Below are 19,117 nucleotides of genomic sequence, written 5' to 3' on the forward strand. Positions count from 1 at the left end.
TAAGACTATTTTTATGTTTACTGATAGCTTGATTTTTTTCCGAACTTTTGAAAATTAAATTTTCTTAGTTAAGGCTAAAATAGTGATTTTCGGATAAGGAGCTTGAGAATGGGCTATAAAATCGATGAATAAAAAAAGTCTCTGAACAATTTTTTTTCAGAGACTTTTTTCTAAAATCGGATGGATATTTCAGAAAGCTATTTTTCAATAAAAGTTGCAAAATCATCCAAAATCAGATTTTCGATGCTTGCACTTTTGGCATATCTAAGGAGATTTTTTTCGTGTTTAGAAATGATGGAAGTGAATTTATTTTGGGACTCTTTCAGTTTTTCGTTCAGGATATTTTTGTTCTCCTCCTGAACAACGGATGGTCTGTCAAAGTTTGAGATCACCACACCATACAATTGGGATATTTTTTCCCTTAATTCAGGTTCTGCCGTATCTACATAATTGTCACCGGTGGTAATGACCAATCTTTCTTTGAGCTTATTAAGTTCATTGATAAATGCCGTCATTGATTTGTTTGATTTTGGATCTGAAGCTTTGATTTTTTCTGCATAATCCAAATACTTGTCTACCTGATATACCAAATAAGCCAGATCCTGTGTCATGCCAAACAATTCCTTCGCCATTTTTTCTTGGGCTTTTCTGCTTTCCACAGAAATCCCTGACCTTTCGTCATAAACGAGTTCTATGGTGGTTTCAAATTGTTCTTTCCCTTTTTTCATCACCACCTTGTAGGAACCTGCAGGGACTCTTGGAGCTCCAAATCCCCCAAAAGAAAAGGTTTTTCCTTTGGCTACCTTGGGGGCTTTTCCTGTAAAATTCCACCTGACGACGTTTATACCTTTTTGTTTACCGGGGTCCAGACTATTGACCTTATTATCGTTTTCATCAAAAATTTCAAGCGTCATGGCACCGAATGTATGCCGCTTCTTGAGATAATAAATGATTTTTCCGGACTTGTCAGGGTTTGGTCCCACAAAGGTGATTGCCTGACTTGATCCACCGAAATTACTTTCTTCCCACATGACAATTGGTGGGGATTTAAGAAAATAAACTTCCTCATTCAACATTTCGGGCTTGATCTGTCTTAGTGGGCTGATATCATCTATAATGATGATACCTCTTCCGTGTGTGGCAATGACCAAATCGTTGGTTTTTGGATGCATAGCCATGTAGTGCACTGATGCAGCAGGCATATTGTTGGTGAATTTCGACCAATTTTTTCCTCCATCGATACTTACAAATAGTCCCAATTCAGTTCCTAAGAAAAGGAGATTTTCATTTTCCAGATCTTCAAAGATATGTCTTGCAAACCCATGTACATCTTGACTGATGACAGAAGTCCAAGTTTGTCCAAAATCAGTAGTTTTATAGGCATATGGCTTAAAATCATTTTGGGTGTGTCCATCGAATACTGCGTAGGCAGTCCCTTTACCGAAATTTCCGGGCTGAATATGATAAGTCCATGTGTTTTTTGGCAAATCCGGAACATTGGCAACTACATTTGTCCAAGTCTTGCCACCATCTTGAGTAACCTGCACATTACCATCGTCTGTACCTACCCAAATGATATTTTCATCCAAAGGAGATTCCGCTATGGTAAAGATCGTTGTATGATTCTCTGCGCCTGAATTATCAGTAGATATGCCTCCTGAGGAGGTTTGATTTTGTTTTGCGGGATCATTGGTTGTCAGGTCAGGTGAGATTCTTTCCCAATTGTTGCCCATATCATTGGACCGCAACAAAAACTGACTGCCTACATAAATCCGATCCGGATGGTGGGGACTTATCTGTATTGGGGTATTCCAGTTGAAGCGGTACTTCTGTTCATCCTTACCGGGAAATGGACGTATGTTTTTGATGAAATTCTTTTCTACATCATAGCGCCAGATATTATCGGCACCCTGCATTTCTGAATAAACAATTTTCTTGGTTGGATGTCTGTACACCCTGAATCCATCTCCTGCACCGACTGATGTCCAATCTCCGGGTTCTATGCCTCCGGGACTTGATGATGGGCCAAACCAAGAACCATTGTCCTGAAGTCCTCCATAAATTCTGTAAGGTTCATCATTATCCACACTGACGTGGTAAAACTGTGAAACAGGTAAGCTTTCAACCATTTCCATGGTGGTCCCTCCATCCCAGGTTCTATATAATCCACCGTCGGTAGCTACATAAAATCTATCGGAATCGTTGATGTCAAACCAGATATCATGAATGTCAGCATGCATGGCACCGAGATTTCTGAAGGTTTTTCCTCCATCTCGACTGATACTTCCTGCCAATCCCGCTTTCACCAGCACATCAGGGTTTTTTGGGTCGACCACTATCCTTGAAAAATAGAATGGTCTTACTGTAAGTTCGAAATCCCCGTTCATAAAAGTCCAGGAATTGCCTGCGTCTTCTGAACGGTAAAGGCCTTTTTTATCTTTGGATTCAATCACAGAATATAGAATAGTGGGCTCAGAAGGTGCTACTGCAATAGCAATTCTTCCCAAATCCCCAGTTGGAAAACCATTATGGATCTTGTTCCAGTTTTTGCCTCCATCTGTTGTCTTGTACAAGGCACTGTGAGGTCCTCCTGAACTGAATGAATAAGCAGTCCTTCTAACCTGCCAGAAAGCTGCATATAAAGTGTTAGGGTCTTTTGGATCCATAAACAAGTCCGAACAACCGGTATCCTTCATTCCTGCAAGGACATTGGTCCAAGTCTGACCTCCATCGGTGGTTTTGTAGACACCGCGTTCATCACTATCGCCCCATAAAGCTCCCAAAACTCCTACATATACCTCATTTGAATTATTGGGATTGATGGCAATACCACTGATTCTATCTGAGTTTTCTAATCCGATTTTGTTCCAGGTATTTCCTCCGTCGACGGTCTTATAAAGACCATCACCAAAAGAAACACTGTTTCTTACCCATGTTTCACCTGTTCCAACCCATACCACATTATCCGGATTGGAAGGATCAACTTCGATGATACCAATAGATTGATTGTAATTATCGAAAATGGATTTGAAGGTGGTACCACCATTGGTTGATTTCCAGACACCGCCACCCGCTGTACCTGCATAGATGATTCTGTTATTGGTAGGGTGCCCGGCAATGTCACTGATACGTCCGCTCATCACAGCGGGTCCAATTTGCCTTGCTGACAACGATCCGAAGAGTTCGTTCCCTTTTAAAGTGATATTTTCCTGGGCAAAAGAACTGCCTGCGATCAGGAAAAAAAGTACCACTAAGAAACTGAAATTAAATTTCTTTGACATGATTAAATTATCCAGAAAGTTTTAGGAATCAATCCTTGTAAACAAATGCAGCAGGATCCAATGTTGGGTTCAATATCACCTCGGTTATGCTTATTGCTTGGCCCTGAGGAGCGCCTTTTGCTTTTTCCATGATGGCGAAAGGGAAATATAGCCCATTGACTTCCTGATAATCACTCATTAAAGTCTGACTGGTCATTCCTTTGGCAGGACCGACTTTCATTTCTTTTTCTACCATGATGGGAACGAAGTTTTCTGAGTCAAAAAAGTAAAAGGAAATATTCTCTTCTTCGGCGCCATCAACCAATAAAGGTTTTTTTGTCAATTTGACTTTGTAACATTCGGTTCCTTCTACAGTTTCTTTGCCAAGCAATTCAGCTTTATAGCCTTTGCTTTTCAAATTCAAAAATGGGTCAGGGAAATCACCCATCTCACGTTTCATGTTTTCGGTGGTTTCACCGTCACTTTTTTCGGCTTTCATAGTCATGAAATTAACCCCCCAGGCCTCAGTCCCATCAAAGGCCTGCTGAACAATTTCCTGGCCTTGGAGCTGAAATTTCATATACATTTTCCCCTCTTTGGTTTGGACAATCTCGATAGGAATTTCCATTCCCTGAACGCTTATGTTTCCTTCCATTTTGACGGAAGATAATTTCGCCCACTCTGCGGCTCCACCGGTGTTTTCCAAATACTGATCAATAATCTCTTCTACAGTTTGGGCATGAGAAACGATAGAAAAGCATAATAATGCAAGAATTAGTATTAACTTTTTCATATAGATGTGATATTTTAGAAATTTAAGTGAGTTTTTTTCTCAAAAATAAAGGTATAAAAATATAAAATTCAAGTGTTTTGTTTTTTTTGATCTTTTGATTTTACTGATGAATGAGGATTTTTATTGATGATTTTGATTTTGCTCCAAAAAGCCTTGAAAGATTGTTGTAAATGTGAATTCGAATCAGAATTCAAGCTGGGACAAAAGAAAATTGTAGCTGTATTTTTTTGAAATAATTAAGAATTTTTCTTTTTTATTCTATATTTGTAGAGTAACCTCTATACATATAGAATATGAACTTATCCAATGGTGAAGAACAATTGATGAATATAATTTGGCAGAAGGGAAAAGTATTTATGAAGGACCTTTTAGAAGGCTTCCCCGAGCCAAAACCTGCCGTAACTACCGTGGCCACTCTTCTCAAAAGACTGTCAGATAAAGGAGCAATTGGTTATATTGTTTATGGTAATTCAAGAGAATATTTCCCCCTGATTCAAAAGAAAACCTATTTTTCATCAAAAGTAAATGAGTTGGTGAAGAATTTTTTTAACGACTCACCTTCCCAGTTTGCATCCTTTTTTACAAAGGAGACTGATATGTCTCAAAAGGAGTTGGAGTCTTTGAAAAAAATCATTGAGGATCAAATTAAAACCAAATCGTTATGATTTCTTATCTTCTCAATTCCGGTATTTGCCTTTCTGTGATGTTTCTTTTTTACCATTTGGTATTGAGAAAGGAGAATATGTTTGCCTTCAACAGGTATTTTCTCTTGGTAAGTTTGGCTTTTTCTCTGCTTGTTCCATTTATTTCCTTGCCCTCTTTTTTTCCTCCTATCATTTCTTCAGGGCAAAATGCAACTGTTGAAATTCAACAAATCTTTTTTACAGATGATATTCAGTCCCCAAATGAGAAAATTTCTGTTGGGGACCCTCAAAATCCTTTGACCAAAGATGTCTTCAGTGCTATTGGCTGGTCTGAGGTTTTGGGTTTGGTTTATATGATAGGATTATTGTTTTTGTTGGTAAGGTTCATGTTTCAAATCCTTGGCTTGGCAAAATTGATCAAAAATGGTGTGGTCATCCAAAAGGAGAAGTATAAATTGGTTCTCCTTGATCAGGAAATCATGCCTTTCACTTTTCTGAATTATCTTTTTGTAAATCAAAAAACCTATTGTGGACCGGGACTTGAACTGGGGATTCTTCAACATGAATTAACCCATATTAAAGAAAAACACAGCATAGATATCCTTTTAATAGAGCTTTTGAAATCTGTCTTTTGGTTTAATCCGATATTCCTATTATATAAAAAGGCCATTCAGCTCAACCATGAGTTTTTGGCAGACCGAGAAGTTATTGCAGGTTCGAATGATATAATTCAATACCAGAAATTATTGATTTCGAAGGTCATAGGAGAGGAGTTTGTATTCAATCTCAGTAGCCCGATCAATTATTCGGTAACAAAAAACAGGCTGATTATGATGAAAAAAACAACTTCAAAACGTCGGTCCTTGTTGCTCAAAATGGGAATGATACCGGTAATGGTACTGATGGGAGCGGCATTTAGCCAATCCACAGCAAACCAAAGCAAGAAGTCAATTTTGCAGGATTTCTTGGTCAAGGATTTTGAAACATATATCAATGAAGCTTTAAGTGAGGAGTCTGATTTTATAATAGAATTGGAAAAATTGGACATCGGAGGTGCAAAGGCAGCCTATATGAAATTGACGGCCGATGAAAAGTCAAAATTTACGGAGTTTCCAATCTTGGAAGATGAGGCTTTGTCATACTTAGTGGAACTTCAAAAGGCAAAAGACAGAATCAAAGTCAGAATTAACTTTTCGAGCCCTCCAAAAAAAATGTCCATATCTGAAGACGTTTGGACTAATTGGCTGAAATCAAAAAATATTGAAGTCATTGTTGATGATAAGAAGGAAGATATATCCATTCTTAGCAATTATTCGCCCAAAGATTTTGCGCTGTATGAGGTAAGGGGAGTGGAAAAAAAGAAATTTCTAAAACCTGAACAATATAGACTGACATTGACAACCCATGATCATTTTTACGATAAATTCATCACTTCAAGGAAGAAAATACAGACAATCAGTGCAGCGTATCAAAACGGGGATATCGCCGAAATCCCGTATTTTATGAAGTATGTCTTAATGAATCCAAACGGGGAGTTGGAAGAATATTTTCCTGAAAATTATCTTCAGCGCGCACTTGAGGCGATTTTGACCCATGAATTTAAAGATTTCCCTAGCGCAAACGCAATCATGGATATCAGAAAAGGCTTTTGGATCAATGTCACCAGGAACGGACAAAAAGAAATGGTGGTGGTTTCTTACAATTGACGGCAGATAACCTGAAAATGCTAGAAAATCAGGGCGCTTTCAGGCTATCTGGATCAATCTTAATTTCATGATCAATAAGCAAAAGTCGTCAAGTGGGTGGCTGAAAATGTCTTGAAAACTTTGGCCATATATTCACATTGTTGCGCATATATGCCGGGATTGTTGCAGTCAAGACCTCCCAAAGTGGCAGTGAGAACGATAAATTCTGCAGGAATCGGAATCGTAGACACAGACATAAATGTTTTTTCACTTGACATTAACACAGTCATATATACATAGACCACATAGGTAAGACCATCCTGCCCGGTAATTCCCTCATTGGCAGCAGAAAGCACCCAGGCGATTTTCCGGTCAGGACCAAAATCCAAGGTATAGGAGTATTCTTCATCTATTGTGAATCCGCTTAGACCATACCTTTCCGCAAAATTGGTGTTGATTAGCTCTCCTACGGTTACAAGCAATTCATCAAAATCAGTTTCTGAAAAATCATTTTTAATTCCGATATGGTAGATATTCATGCCGTCATCTATATCAGAAACCACCTGAAAAGCTTCTTCTTCATTGCTGTAAATCAATTCCTGCTCAACAGGTACGGCCAATACCACTCCGTTGTTGATGTCTTCAAAAATATTGAACCGCATGCCTTCATAGTCGAGGGTTATTTTTATATCCCCTTCCAATTCATCAGCAAATTTCATCAGGTTTTCAGGGTCATCAGAGGTTTCAACCATTTCCATCAATGACCTGTTTTTGGTAGGATAAAATTCAAATTCATCTGTCTCCACAGGATCTGCATATGTTTGCTTTATCAGTTGCTCTTCTACATTTTCGGTGTTGTCAGCCGTTGTTTCAATCCTTACATCGGCAGAGAAGAGCTGTGACAAAGTCTCGAAATTTGCAGGTAGGGTAGTCACACTAGAACTTTCAAGTTCGGTAATATATTTTGCGGGAATGATCCAGCTCACATTGCTGGCACCTTTTTCCAGACCTCCATCCCCGACACCGATAAGCCTTCCCTGCGGGTCAAAAACCGGAGCTCCCGAAAAACCGGGTAACAAGCTCCCCTCAAGGTAAAGGATATTGAGATCCAAAGCAGGAAAACCAATCCTTTCTAAAGCCACTTTATCTTTGTTAGGAAGTAGACTGATCAAAGTTTCTGGTTTGACATCTCCTTTTCGAAGTATCCTTGAAGAACTTCCTGGTGCGCCACTGTTAAATCCGAATGCAAAGACATCAGACCCTAACTTTATTGGCCCAACATGAAAATTGTTGATTGGAGCAACCCCTATCGGAACAGGGTCTTGACCGGGAAGTACTTCGAGCAAAACCAAGTCAGCTTTTTGGAGCACTTTTTTAATTTTGACATTTCTCCAAGCTTGGTTCATAAATAATACTTTGATCGTCCCAGTCTTGCTCATTCCATGCAAAGAGGTTACAACTTGGTTAGGTGTTTTCCAGACAAATCCTGTCAATACCTTAGATTCTCTTGCATTAATAGTGACTACGACCCTTACGAGGGAATTTTTGATCTGATCAGGATCGAGTTGTTGGCCTTGTGAATAAAAGATGGCCGACAAAACAAATAGGAAAATAAGGACTGTTCTTTTCATCATTTAAAAACATTAATAATGGCTCCGTAGATTATTGCTCTTTCAGCTTCTGAAAACTGGCTTTGGGCATTCGAAACAAGACTTTTCCAGTTTTCGCCCGAAGCCGAAATCTGGTTTTCAATTTCCCCAATAGAACTGTTCGGGTCGATGGCTTTGATCTGTTCCGTGTTTGCAATTTTGTACGGCTCTGAGGAGGATGAATTACAGAAGCTGTCCCGTACCATCAAAAGAGACTTTCTTGTGAGTTCTTCCGGAAGGTCGCTTTGGAATGTGTCAGCAAATTTTCTCCAAATACCTTCTGTAGACTTGAAGGTATTGACCATTTCGGACACAGGGGTTTCGGCAGTCATGTAGTACAAAACATCACAATCTGATGAATTGACAACGGTGGAATACAACAAACTCGCCTCTCTTTGGGCCTTGGAAGTATCAGATTTGATAAAACCCATGATCAGATTTCTAGCTTCCTCATCTGAAAACCCAATGGATTTGTACTCTTCCATTTTGTCCTTGAGGGTAGGGGCAAAGGGGTTGTTGGCCCGCAGGTAAAGTCCGGCAATAATCCCAACTACCGTGAAAAGTCCAAAAGAACCAATCCTGAGACTTTTGACAGGGTCTAAATATTTCTCGTTTAATCCTATCAAAACAGCCAGCAGGGATGAAACGGTAGCGATAACCCCGCTGACTACCGGGGACAAGGTGGTAGACAATAATATCCCCAACAAAAGCCCGATCCCAAGCCCATTAAAAATCGCCGAAAAGGCGTTCATAAAAGTCATTTTTTTGGGCTCAGCACTTTCTCCGCCTGTGACGAGTTGTGTTCCTGACTGAAAGGTTTCGATGATTGAACCTAATTTTGAGTCATTTTCTTCCATAAATTTTTAATAGAAAAGTTTGGTGAAAAAAAACCGATTGAAGCTTTTTCGATGAAAGACTATATAGAATCTTTCATTTTTTTGAACTGATTGGAATTATTGCTTGAGTTCATAATTCTGAATAGTTGGCTATGCTATTCGAATCAGAGTTAAAGTTCCTTATTGTAAAGAGTTACTTTACTGAAAAAATCAGAATAAAATTTGATTATTCCTAGTATTTAAAAAGGTATTGTTTTGTTTAATCTTCAATAGATTATATAAAAAAGGGGATTAGCAAAATTTGTTTTGCCAATCCCCTTCTAAAAATTTGTACCTAATCTGGATTCCTCCAATAGGAGAATTGGTAACAGGCTATCAGCGAACTGACCTACTTTCTAGGATTTCCTTGATCACATCAGTTTTTTCATCATAATTTCTATCAAATGGTAATGGAAAGGCGGTTCTTCCTCTCATTGGCCAGTTGTTCAACCAACTTCCTCCATCATGGATTCCCCAAAAGGTAATCCTTGTGATTTTGTCTCTATGCTTGAAAAAAAGCGCAAACAATTCCCCATATCGTTTTGCTAATTTTTCTTGGATTTCAATAGGAAGACCTTCTTTGTAGGGATTGAATTTTTCATCCGACTCAAAGGTGGCATCTATGTCCGCTCCGTGTCTGTTGACAGGGTTTGGAAGTACATCGATGTCCAATTCGGTGAACATCACCTTAAAACCTGCTTCAGATATGGCTACAATGGAAGCTTCAATCTGTTCGATAGAAGGAGACACAAGTCCATAATGTCCCTGCATCCCAATACCGTCTATTCTGATTCCCTCGGCGCGGAGCTCTTTTGCCAATAATATAGCAGTGTTCCTTTTTTCAGGTTTCCACATGTTGTAGTCATTGTAATACAATTCTGCATCAGGATCCATTTGGTTGGCTTTAATAAAAGCCCTTTTGATAAAGTCCTTTCCCGCCGCATTGTACCATTTGGAAGTTCTCATTTTGCCATCATCAAAAATGGCCTCATTGACCACATCCCAACCATGCACTTTTCCTTTGTACCGACCCACCACCGCTTCAATATGGTCTTCCATTCTTTTTAGTAATGCATCTTTTCCTAGGAGGTTTTTATCGGCATCTTCAAAAACCCAATTAGGGGTTTGGTTGTGCCAAACCAAGGTGTGGCCCACTATGAAAGCGTCTAATTTTTCGCCTAATGCCACAAACTTGTCTACCGGGTCAAAATTATACTTATCGGGCTCGGGATGAATCGGTCCCCATTTCATCAGGTTTTCCCCTGTGATGCTGTTGAAATGCTTTTCTAAGACAGCAATGGCTTTAGGTTCCTGACCGTTGACTTGCCGGTTGTTCAAAGCAGCTCCGATTTTGAAGGAATCTTCAAAAGCATCTTTCATTCCCACTTGGGCTTGAGATGAAAGCGAGAGGAGAAATAGACAGATTGAAAATAGGAGTATAGGTTTCATGGGTATGTGTATTAAATGCCTGGAACAAAATTTCTTTTAAAGTTTACATAGTAATTCAAATCATATTTAGGTTTTTCAACCCCGACAGGAAGCGGCATTTTGGAAAATTGCTGAAAGTACAGCAGGCAGGAGTCCCGCCACCATTCGGCTTCAGCTACCTGGATTTTTAAAAAAGAGCTGATGTGTTCAAATCTCTCTCTGTCTATTTTTCCCTCCAGGCCGGACCATTGGGATTGCATCCATCTTGCTCCTTCAACCCCCTTTTGGTAGCGCAAAGCCATTTCTGTCCATAATGTATTTCCTGTATTCAGTTTTTTGTCCCATGGGACTCTATGAAACCAAAGCAAATGCTCCAATGGGATCTTGTCTGCATTTCCCCAAATCTTTTTCCATTCAGGATGGTATTGCGCCAAGGCATTACTTCCTTTATCTGTGCGGTCAAACCCAATGCCGTCTACCGATGCTTTGTGATAGTAAGTAGCTGTCCAATCTTCCCTACCGCCACCTGTCACCCAAGGCCCGGGTCCCCAATGATGGCTTCTAGCCATGATATGGTGCAATCCCAATGGGGTCATATAATTGACCAAAATTTCATGGGATTGGAGCATGATCTCTGAGGAGGTTTTCACGAATTCGGCATCGTTGGTATATGTCATTTTCAGCCAATCCTTGGCAATATCGTCAATATTGCTATCCGGATTCCAAGCTAATTTTCCAAACGCATACCAATCAGCTTGGGCTGTTGGATGGCCGGTCCAGTTTCTGTCTGTTCCAATATTGGCCACACCGGCTATACCCGTAAGGGGGTAGCCGTGAAGGCTTCCGTCTATAACTTTGCTGACAGTACTCCCTTTTCCTTTGGCATAGGTATCAGACTGTAGCACCTCTTTCCACATGGTGGCTAGATTTACCCAATGTGTTTCTTGGCCTAGATATTCCTTTGTAATCTGGAATTCCATCATCAAAGGGGTTTGTGGCATGGCGCCAAAAAGCGGATGAAATGGTTCCCTAGGCTGAAAGTCAAGCGGTCCGTTTTTGACCTGCACGATCACATTGTCCCTGAACTTCCCATCCAAAGGTTTGAATTCATCATAAGCCTGCTTGATTCTGTCGGTTGGTGTCTTTTCATTGTAGACAAATGCCCGCCACATCACAATCCCGCCAAAAGGCTTGACAGCATCCGCAAGCATATTCGCCCCGTCGGCTTGTGTTCGTCCATAATTGTGCGGACCGGGTTGTCCTTCGGAATCGGCCTTGACCAAAAAGCCTCCAAAATCGGGTATGTAGGAATATATCTCTTCGGTTTTCTTTTTCCACCAAGCCTGCACAGCCGGATCCAAGGGGTCGGCAGTCGGCAGACTGTCCAATATCATTGGGGCATTGAACCTTGCCGTGAGGTAAATTTTAATGCCATAAGGTCTGAATGCATCAGCGATGGCGGCTGATTTTTCCAGATATTCAGGAGTCAGGACCAAGGCATTGGCATTGACATTGGTGATCGAGGTTCCATTGATCCCGATCGAAGCATTGGCCCGGGCATAGTCGATGTATTGCTGATCGATATGCATCGGAAGCCGGTGCCAATTCCAAATACTGAAGCCGGCATATCCTCTTTCTACTGTCCTGTTGAGGTTATCCCAATGGTTGAGAAGCCTTTTTTGGATTTTGGGATTTTCCAGAAGGTCAAGGTTTTCCAGTTTTTCCCTTGTCTGTATGGCTTTCAAAAAAGCAAAAGTGCCATACAACAGGCCAATATCTGTTTTTGCGGTGATGATGATTTTTCCCTGAAAAGATTTCAGCCAATACCCTTCTTCTTTGATTTCATCTAGCTTCGGCCCCAGTTTGCCTTTGGTGTCAGCCGGTAAGTCATCGGTTTTGAGCACCCAGGTCAAATTTGATCCGGTAGTTTTTGAAAAAACAGGAGAAATGTATTGGCCGAAAAAACCTTCCGAGGCGATTTTAAATTCTTTTTGAATGACCTTTTGGGTAGCAGATGCTCCAGCTATGGTGATGTGTTCGAGATAGTCACGGTAATAATCGCCAACTGCCTTGTTTTCAAAGGGTAGATATTGGAGCCAAAGTTTATACCCGTCATTGGCAAAAGAGGCATTTACGCATGCCACAAGCAAAAGGAAAATTGCTGCTTTTTTGATTTTCATTGTGGATTATATAGGTCTGATTACTGATCAATGGTCAAGCTAAATAATTTCGAGTGAAAGAATCCTGCATTCTTGATAAGCGGAGTTCAAACGGTGCAGGAAGTTCAGAAAAATAGGTTTTGTTATCTCTAAGAGCCAGTTTCAAAAGCTTTTTCTTCCAATTTACAGATTTGTTGGATGGCATCTCTGCCCGAAAAGGCTGCCGGTGGCAATCCTCCTCCTGTGGCCACCCAATGACCTGCCATATAAAATCCCTTCAGTTGGTCAAAATGGCTTGAGATTTTGGTCTTGGTAGACCTCGGAGTGGGCAGCCAGCCTTTAAAGCTCCCGTTGTGATTTCCCGTCCAGTTTTCAAAGGTGATAGGCGTACTGATATCCATGAAATCAACCTGATCGGAAATTCCGGGAAATTCTCTCTCCAGATTTTTGAGCAATTCCTTTTTGATCCTTGATTTTTCTTCGAGATAAGCTCCATCTCCTTTTTGATAAAGTTTTTGCCAAAATTCAAAATCCGTGTCAATCATGGCTGTGACCAGGGTTTTTCCTTTTGGAGCAACGGTGGGATCAAAGTTGTAGATTTGAAAGGATACCCTGTCGTGAAGATATGCACCGACCCTCAGCTTTTTGTCCATGGGAATATTGAGCCCGATGATGGAAGAAGTGACTTTTTCAAATGTGCGGTTGAAACCGGCAGAAAAATACAGGAGAGAGGGAAAAGTTTTTAAAGTCCTGTAGGCATCCAGTGTACTTTCATCCACATAACCCGGTTCCAGTAACTTGAACAATACCGTATAACCATCACAGGCAGAAACCACATAATCAGAAAAGTGGGATACTGAATCTTCAGTTTGGATTCCAACTGCCTTATTGTTTTCAATGATGATTTTAGCGACTTTTTGACCCAACTCCAATTTGCCACCAAGGTCCGTATACCTTTTGGTCAGCATCTCGGTAAATTTCCCTGACCCTCCGATAGGATAACCTGCTATTTTATTTGCCGCATAACTCAATTGCAAAAGCATAAAACTCATGGACATGTCCGGTGACCATAAATTTTCAAAAGCCTTTTTCAGAATTTTCGACTGGAATTTTTTTGCAAATTCCTTGACAGTCATTTCGTTATATTTTCCCAAGGCAGCCACAGCGGGCATATTGTCCATGAAGATTTTGCTCCAATCCCAAGCCTGTAGCAAACCAAAAGCCCGGTCCATGGTAAAGTTTGCATCTGAAAGCACCCTGATATTATGGACCAATTCTTGAATCAGTCTTGCATCAACCGGAGATATTGTCAATAAATGTTGCTGAAGTTTGTTTGGGTCGCTATAAAAATGGACATCTTTTCCTTTGATATTTTTGCACTCCAAAAAACTGTCATGGTAATGGAAATCGAGGTTTTGTAAAACACCAAGATCAGACCACATCTTGTGAAAATCTATGCCCGATGCAGAACCGACCAGCCAATGTATGGAACCGTTGACATTGTAACCTGCTTTTTCCCAAGAAGTGCAGGCTCCACCTGTCCTCTTTCCCATTTCAAAAATAGTGACATCAAATCCGTTGAGCCTTCCGTAAATTCCTGCGGCAAGTCCGGCGACACCACCACCAATAATGTTGATTTTCTTTAATTCTCGCATGCTATTTTGGGTTTGATCGAATAAAAAGTTGTGGTAGAGGAGCTTATAAAGATAATCCGAATACGTATGAGTTAAAATTATTTTGGAATTATATCTTTTGACCTAATGCTAATTGAAAAAAGTCAGGCATGGTCAATCCGTCCATAGTCCACGGTGTACAATCCACTACACTGGATTTTCTATCCGGGTTTTTATGCTTTGTGTCAAGAATGCTTACGTCCAAAAGAATGAATATTGAGAATCTGCTTTATGGAAGAAAATCCTAAAAATCAGATATTTTATCCTGGAGAATAGTAATTCTGTCCGGGGATTTGTTGGGCTTTTTCGACTACATCTTTTATGATTTCATCCAACTCGTGGGCAGAATTGGTCAAATGCTTCAAAAAATCTTTGGTTTCATCCATTTCCATATCCTCTCTTTGAATCAGGTCAACGATTCCCATCAGTCTTGAAAGAGGTGCTCTGAGTATATGAGACTGTATCCAAGCGATGTCCCGGAGCTTCTCATTTTGTTCTTCAATGGCTTCAAGGTACTTCAGTTTGGCGGTGATGTCGTGGGCCAATACAAGTCGGCAGCTTCTTCCCTGAAATTCGATTGCATTAGAATGGGTTTCGACCCTTATCAAAGTCCCGTCCTTTTTGAGATGATTTACAATTACCCTGAGGTGTTTTGGATTTTCTTTGCGGACAGAATCCATAAGATTTTCCAAATATTCTAATTCCTCTTTTGGCCGGATATCCCTGATTGTCATGCGCATAAATTCCACTTGGCTGTATCCATAATGCCCGATCGCAGCTTGATTTACATTCAGAAATTCAAGAGTCTCCACATCAAAGACCCACATAGGTTGAGGGCTAAGCTGAAAGAGGTCTGCATATCTTTGTTCGGATTCCTGTAACCGTACAAAATTCTTATTCCTCTCAATATTGTAGATTATACTTTTGAAGAGAATAGTGGGACTCAAATCATCTTTGAGAAGGTAATCCGAAATTCCCATCGAGAGAGATTTGATGGCGAAGTTGGCATCCACATAACCGGTGAGAACGATTATTGGGACATTTTCTGCAATAGTTATCATTTCCCTGACTAATTCTAAACCGCTTTTGTCAGGTAGCGACAAGTCTAAAAGTATGACATCAAATTTTATTCTTTTTTTTTGTAAGAATTTCTTTGGCTTCCCTAAAATCTTCCATCCTGATGAGGACAGGTCCGGAAATCATATCTTCCAGATATTCTTCTATCAGAATGAAATCACCGTGATTATCCTCAATTACCAATATTTGATATGATTTTTTATAATTTACCATTTACTAAGTGAGGCTGAGGGTCAATAAAACAGTGAACTTTTGGTTCTTCTGATTAAACCAATAAAGTAAAACTAAGTATTTATCGCCATTTAAAACGGATTCATTTTTTTAATTTCAAATTTGGATTTTAAAAATCCGACCTGATAGTAAATGAATCCATTTTGATTTTTAAGCATACAGCGTGCCAATTTGATTTTGGGAGCATGCGAGAATTTTTCCTTTTTGGTCTTTGTGGTTTTTACATTTTTTACCAAAGCAAGTTTATCGTAACTCATTTCTTTTTCTGCTTTTTGACCCCTTTTGATTTAAATGTAAAAACAGTAGTCAGATTACCTGAAAACATTATATTTGAAAATAATTCGGTCAAAAAAAGAAATTATCTTTTGCAATCGATTCCGAATCGAAATCATTTACAATAAACCATAACCTATGTTATTAGAACCCTTAGACCTCGCCGTATTTATCGGGTATTGCTTACTGATTGTGGGCATGGGCCTTTTCGTTTCCCGGGAAAAGAAAGGCCATATCAAAGACTCCAAAGATTATTTTTTGGCTTCCAAAGCTTTGCCATGGTGGGCTGTAGGTGCATCGCTGATAGCATCAAATATCTCTGCCGAGCAATTTATCGGCATGTCGGGTTCAGGTTTTGCTATGGGATTGGCCATTTCCACCTACGAATGGATGGCAGCTGCCACACTTTTGGTGGTAGCCATATTTTTTCTGCCGGTGTATTTGAAGAAAGGCATCTACACCATGCCCGGATTCCTGTTGGACAGGTATGATACAAGGGTAAGGACCACAATGGCCATATTTTGGTTATTATTATACGTTTTCGTTAACCTGACTTCAGTCCTTTATCTAGGAGCATTGAGTTTGAATACAATTCTAAATGTCCCAATGACATACGGGATCATAGGCTTGGCACTATTTGCCATGGTCTACTCCATCTATGGGGGTCTTAAGGCAGTTGCTTGGACGGATGTGGTACAGGTAGTCTTCCTGATTGCAGGAGGTTTGGCCACGACTTACATCGCACTTCAGATTGTGGGAAGCGGGGATGCTTGGGATGGTTTGGGTCTTTTGAGAAAAGAAGTTCCCGGTCACTTTTCTATGATCCTTTCCAAAGGTGAAATGATGATTCCTGATGGTAAAGGCGGTACAAGGGATGCTTATTTGGACCTTCCCGGTATCAGTGTATTGGTAGGAGGGATGTGGATTACCAACCTGAGTTATTGGGGATTCAACCAATACATTACCCAAAGGGCACTTGCCGCCAAGAACCTTGATGAGGCCCAAAAGGGGATGATCTTCGCAGGATTTTTGAAATTGCTGATGCCTTTGATAGTCGTTATTCCGGGAATTGCCGCTTACGTGATTGTAAAGAATAACATTGATCCGAGTTTTATCGCATCGATGAATGATCCGATTACAGGATTGATCAAATCAGATAGGGCTTATCCGACATTGCTTCAGATTCTGCCGGTAGGACTAAAAGGACTGGCATTTGCAGCCTTGACTGCAGCGATTGTATCTTCCTTGGCATCTATGGCCAACAGTACTTCTACGATCTTTACGATGGATATCTATAAGCAGTACATCGACAAAAATGCATCTGAGACCAAACAGGTAAGAGTAGGTAGGTTGGCAGCTTTGGTGGCTTTTGTTGTCGCTGCGATTGTAGCTCCGGCATTGGGTTCTTTGGATCAGGCATTCCAGTTTATTCAGGAATACACCGGTTTTGTTTCTCCGGGTGTGTTTGCGATTTTCTTCTTTGGGGTATTCTGGAAAAAAACAACTTCCAATGCTGCTTTGACGGCAGCCATTTTGACAATTCCATTGTCCACTATTTTGAAATTCAGTTTGCCAAACCTGCCATTCCTTGATAGGATGGGTGTCGTGTTCTTGGTTATTTCTGCCTTGATTATTGCCATCAGTTTGTATGAAGGCAAAGGAAAAGACCATCCAAACGGCATTGATATCAACAGGGAACTCTTTAAAACAAGCACTACCTTCAAAATCGGAGCTATCCTTATTTCAGGTATTACAGCAGCACTTTACATTATATTCTGGTAGAATTTATCAAGCATGAGAAGATTATTGATTGGATATGATATCGGGAGTTCTTCGGTAAAAGCTACCCTTTTGGATGCTGATACCGGCAAAGTAGTGGCTTCTGAAGGCTTGCCAAAAGTGGAAATGACGATTTCTGCCCCGCAAAAAGACTGGGCGGAACAGGATCCTGATATGTGGTGGAAGTATATCATAGATACCACCCATGCAATTGTCAAAACAGGAAATATTCAAAAAGGCGAATTAAAAGCCATAGGGATTTCCTATCAGATGCACGGTTTGGTTTGTGTGGATAAAAGCGGCAAAGTTATCCGTCCTTCCATCATTTGGTGTGACAGCCGGGCTGTTGGGATAGGGAACAAAGCTTTTCAGGAATTGGGAGAAGAATATTGCCTTCCCCATTTGCTGAATTCTCCGGGAAACTTTACGGCATCCAAGCTAAAGTGGGTCAAGGAAAACGAGCCTGAGCTTTATGCGCGCATCCATAAAATTATGCTTCCCGGTGATTATATCGCCATGAAGCTTTCCGGTGAAATCAAAACTTCTGAGACAGGTCTTTCAGAGGGGATTTTCTGGGATTTTAAGTCAAATGGATTGTCCAAAAAGCTATTGGAATACTACGGGATCGATGAATCCCTGATCGCAGACATAGTGCCTTCTTTCTCCTTTCAGGGAAATGTGAACGCCGAAGCTTCAGAAATTTTGGGAATAGAAGCCGGTGTGCCGATTACCTACCGTGCCGGCGACCAACCCAACAATGCTTTTTCCCTCAATGTATTGGAAGAAGGTGAATTGGCAACGACTGCAGGTACAAGTGGGACAGTTTATGGAGTAAGTACACGAGCGGTATATGACCCGAAATCAAGAGTAAATACCTTTGTCCATGTCAACCACAAGCAGGAAGATCCAAAATATGGTGTTTTGCTTTGTGTCAACGGGACGGGGATTTTGAATTCCTGGCTCAAAAAACTCCTGGGAGGTGAAAGCATTTCCTATCCTGAAATGAATGACTTGGCAGCCCAGGTTCCGATAGGTTCTGAAGGGCTTAAGTTCATCCCATTTGGAAACGGTGTGGAAAGAATCATGGAAAATAAATCTGTGGATGCGCATCTTTCAGGCATCAATCTTCTTAAGCATGACAGGAGACATGTTCTCCGGGCAGGGCAGGAAGGGATAGTGGCTTCATTGACTTATGGATTTAGCATCATGAAAGACATGGGCCTAAATCTCAACACTGTCAAAGCAGGAAGAGCTAATATGTTTTTGAGTCCATTGTTCAGGGAGGCTTTTGTGAACATGAACGGTGTCACTCTTGAATTGTATGATACTGATGGCTCTCAGGGAGCAGCACGGGGAGCAGGGATCGGTGCCGGAATTTATGACTCTCCAAAAGAAGCATTTCAGGGGCTCGACAAGCTTGCTTCGATAGATCCAAATCCTTCTTTGGTCAGTGCCTATAAGGAAGTTTACGAAAGTTGGTTGGATGCATTGAAAAAAGTGCAGTGATCAGTTTTCAGTCTCAGTGGGCTGTTTCAGTCGTAGTTGTCAGCCACATCAAGGAGTTGAGAAATACGTTTCCAAAATCTCAAAT

12 protein-coding genes are annotated in these 19,117 nt (G+C 40.6%); 4 read left to right on the forward strand and 8 right to left on the reverse strand.

The window, feature by feature from the left end; translation table 11 throughout:
- Positions 1–197: 197 nt before the first annotated feature.
- Positions 198–3,281 carry a VPS10 domain-containing protein gene (locus MMU05_RS09780; protein WP_241141493.1) on the reverse strand — a complete coding sequence of 1,028 codons (3,084 nt, stop codon included), beginning with the start codon at positions 3,279–3,281 and terminating at the stop codon, positions 198–200.
- 28 nt (positions 3,282–3,309) lie between these two features.
- Positions 3,310–4,053, reverse strand: coding sequence for a DUF3108 domain-containing protein (locus MMU05_RS09785; RefSeq protein ID WP_241141494.1), 744 nt, complete (start codon positions 4,051–4,053; stop codon positions 3,310–3,312).
- 293 nt (positions 4,054–4,346) lie between these two features.
- Between MMU05_RS09785 and MMU05_RS09790 the strand changes: the two genes are divergently transcribed.
- Both MMU05_RS09790 and MMU05_RS09795 read left to right on the forward strand, forming a co-directional pair.
- Complete coding sequence (locus tag MMU05_RS09790; RefSeq protein ID WP_241141495.1) at positions 4,347–4,718, forward strand: BlaI/MecI/CopY family transcriptional regulator; 372 nt, start codon at positions 4,347–4,349, stop codon at positions 4,716–4,718.
- Entirely contained in the window at positions 4,715–6,403 is a 1,689-nt protein-coding gene (locus MMU05_RS09795; RefSeq protein WP_241141496.1) for a M56 family metallopeptidase, read from the forward strand. Before MMU05_RS09790 ends, MMU05_RS09795 begins: the two co-directional genes overlap by 4 nt.
- Positions 6,404–6,474: 71 nt before the next feature.
- Here the strand turns inward: MMU05_RS09795 and MMU05_RS09800 are convergent, their stop codons facing one another.
- The 6 genes from MMU05_RS09800 to MMU05_RS09825 form a co-directional block, all read right to left on the reverse strand.
- Positions 6,475–8,016, reverse strand: a complete 1,542-nt coding sequence (locus MMU05_RS09800; protein WP_241141497.1) for a S1 family peptidase — start codon at positions 8,014–8,016, stop codon at positions 6,475–6,477.
- On the reverse strand, positions 8,013–8,888 hold the full coding sequence (locus MMU05_RS09805; RefSeq protein ID WP_241141498.1) for a hypothetical protein: 876 nt from the start codon (positions 8,886–8,888) through the stop codon (positions 8,013–8,015). The genes MMU05_RS09800 and MMU05_RS09805 overlap by 4 nt, the downstream gene beginning before the upstream one ends.
- A gap of 354 nt (positions 8,889–9,242) precedes the next feature.
- Complete coding sequence (locus MMU05_RS09810; protein ID WP_241141499.1) at positions 9,243–10,355, reverse strand: endo-1,4-beta-xylanase; 1,113 nt, start codon at positions 10,353–10,355, stop codon at positions 9,243–9,245.
- Positions 10,356–10,366: 11 nt separating this feature from the next.
- Positions 10,367–12,514, reverse strand: a complete 2,148-nt coding sequence (locus MMU05_RS09815; RefSeq protein WP_241141500.1) for an alpha-glucuronidase family glycosyl hydrolase — start codon at positions 12,512–12,514, stop codon at positions 10,367–10,369.
- A 128-nt stretch (positions 12,515–12,642) separates the two neighbouring features.
- Positions 12,643–14,148: a phytoene desaturase family protein gene (locus tag MMU05_RS09820; RefSeq protein ID WP_241141501.1), complete on the reverse strand. Its 1,506-nt coding sequence runs from the start codon at positions 14,146–14,148 to the stop codon at positions 12,643–12,645.
- A 278-nt stretch (positions 14,149–14,426) separates the two neighbouring features.
- Positions 14,427–15,269, reverse strand: coding sequence for a response regulator (locus tag MMU05_RS09825; protein ID WP_241141502.1), 843 nt, complete (start codon positions 15,267–15,269; stop codon positions 14,427–14,429).
- 616 nt (positions 15,270–15,885) lie between these two features.
- Here MMU05_RS09825 and MMU05_RS09830 point away from each other — a divergent pair.
- Positions 15,886–17,529: a sodium/sugar symporter gene (locus tag MMU05_RS09830; protein ID WP_241141503.1), complete on the forward strand. Its 1,644-nt coding sequence runs from the start codon at positions 15,886–15,888 to the stop codon at positions 17,527–17,529.
- 12 nt (positions 17,530–17,541) lie between these two features.
- The gene (locus tag MMU05_RS09835; RefSeq protein WP_241141504.1) at positions 17,542–19,032 is read left to right on the forward strand and encodes a xylulokinase; all 1,491 of its coding nucleotides are present in this window, start codon (positions 17,542–17,544) and stop codon (positions 19,030–19,032) included.
- The last annotated feature ends 85 nt before the right edge of the window (positions 19,033–19,117 follow it).

The organism is Cognataquiflexum rubidum (genome assembly GCF_022538115.1).
In the GTDB taxonomy this organism is placed as follows: Bacteria; Bacteroidota; Bacteroidia; order Cytophagales; family Cyclobacteriaceae; genus Cognataquiflexum; species Cognataquiflexum rubidum.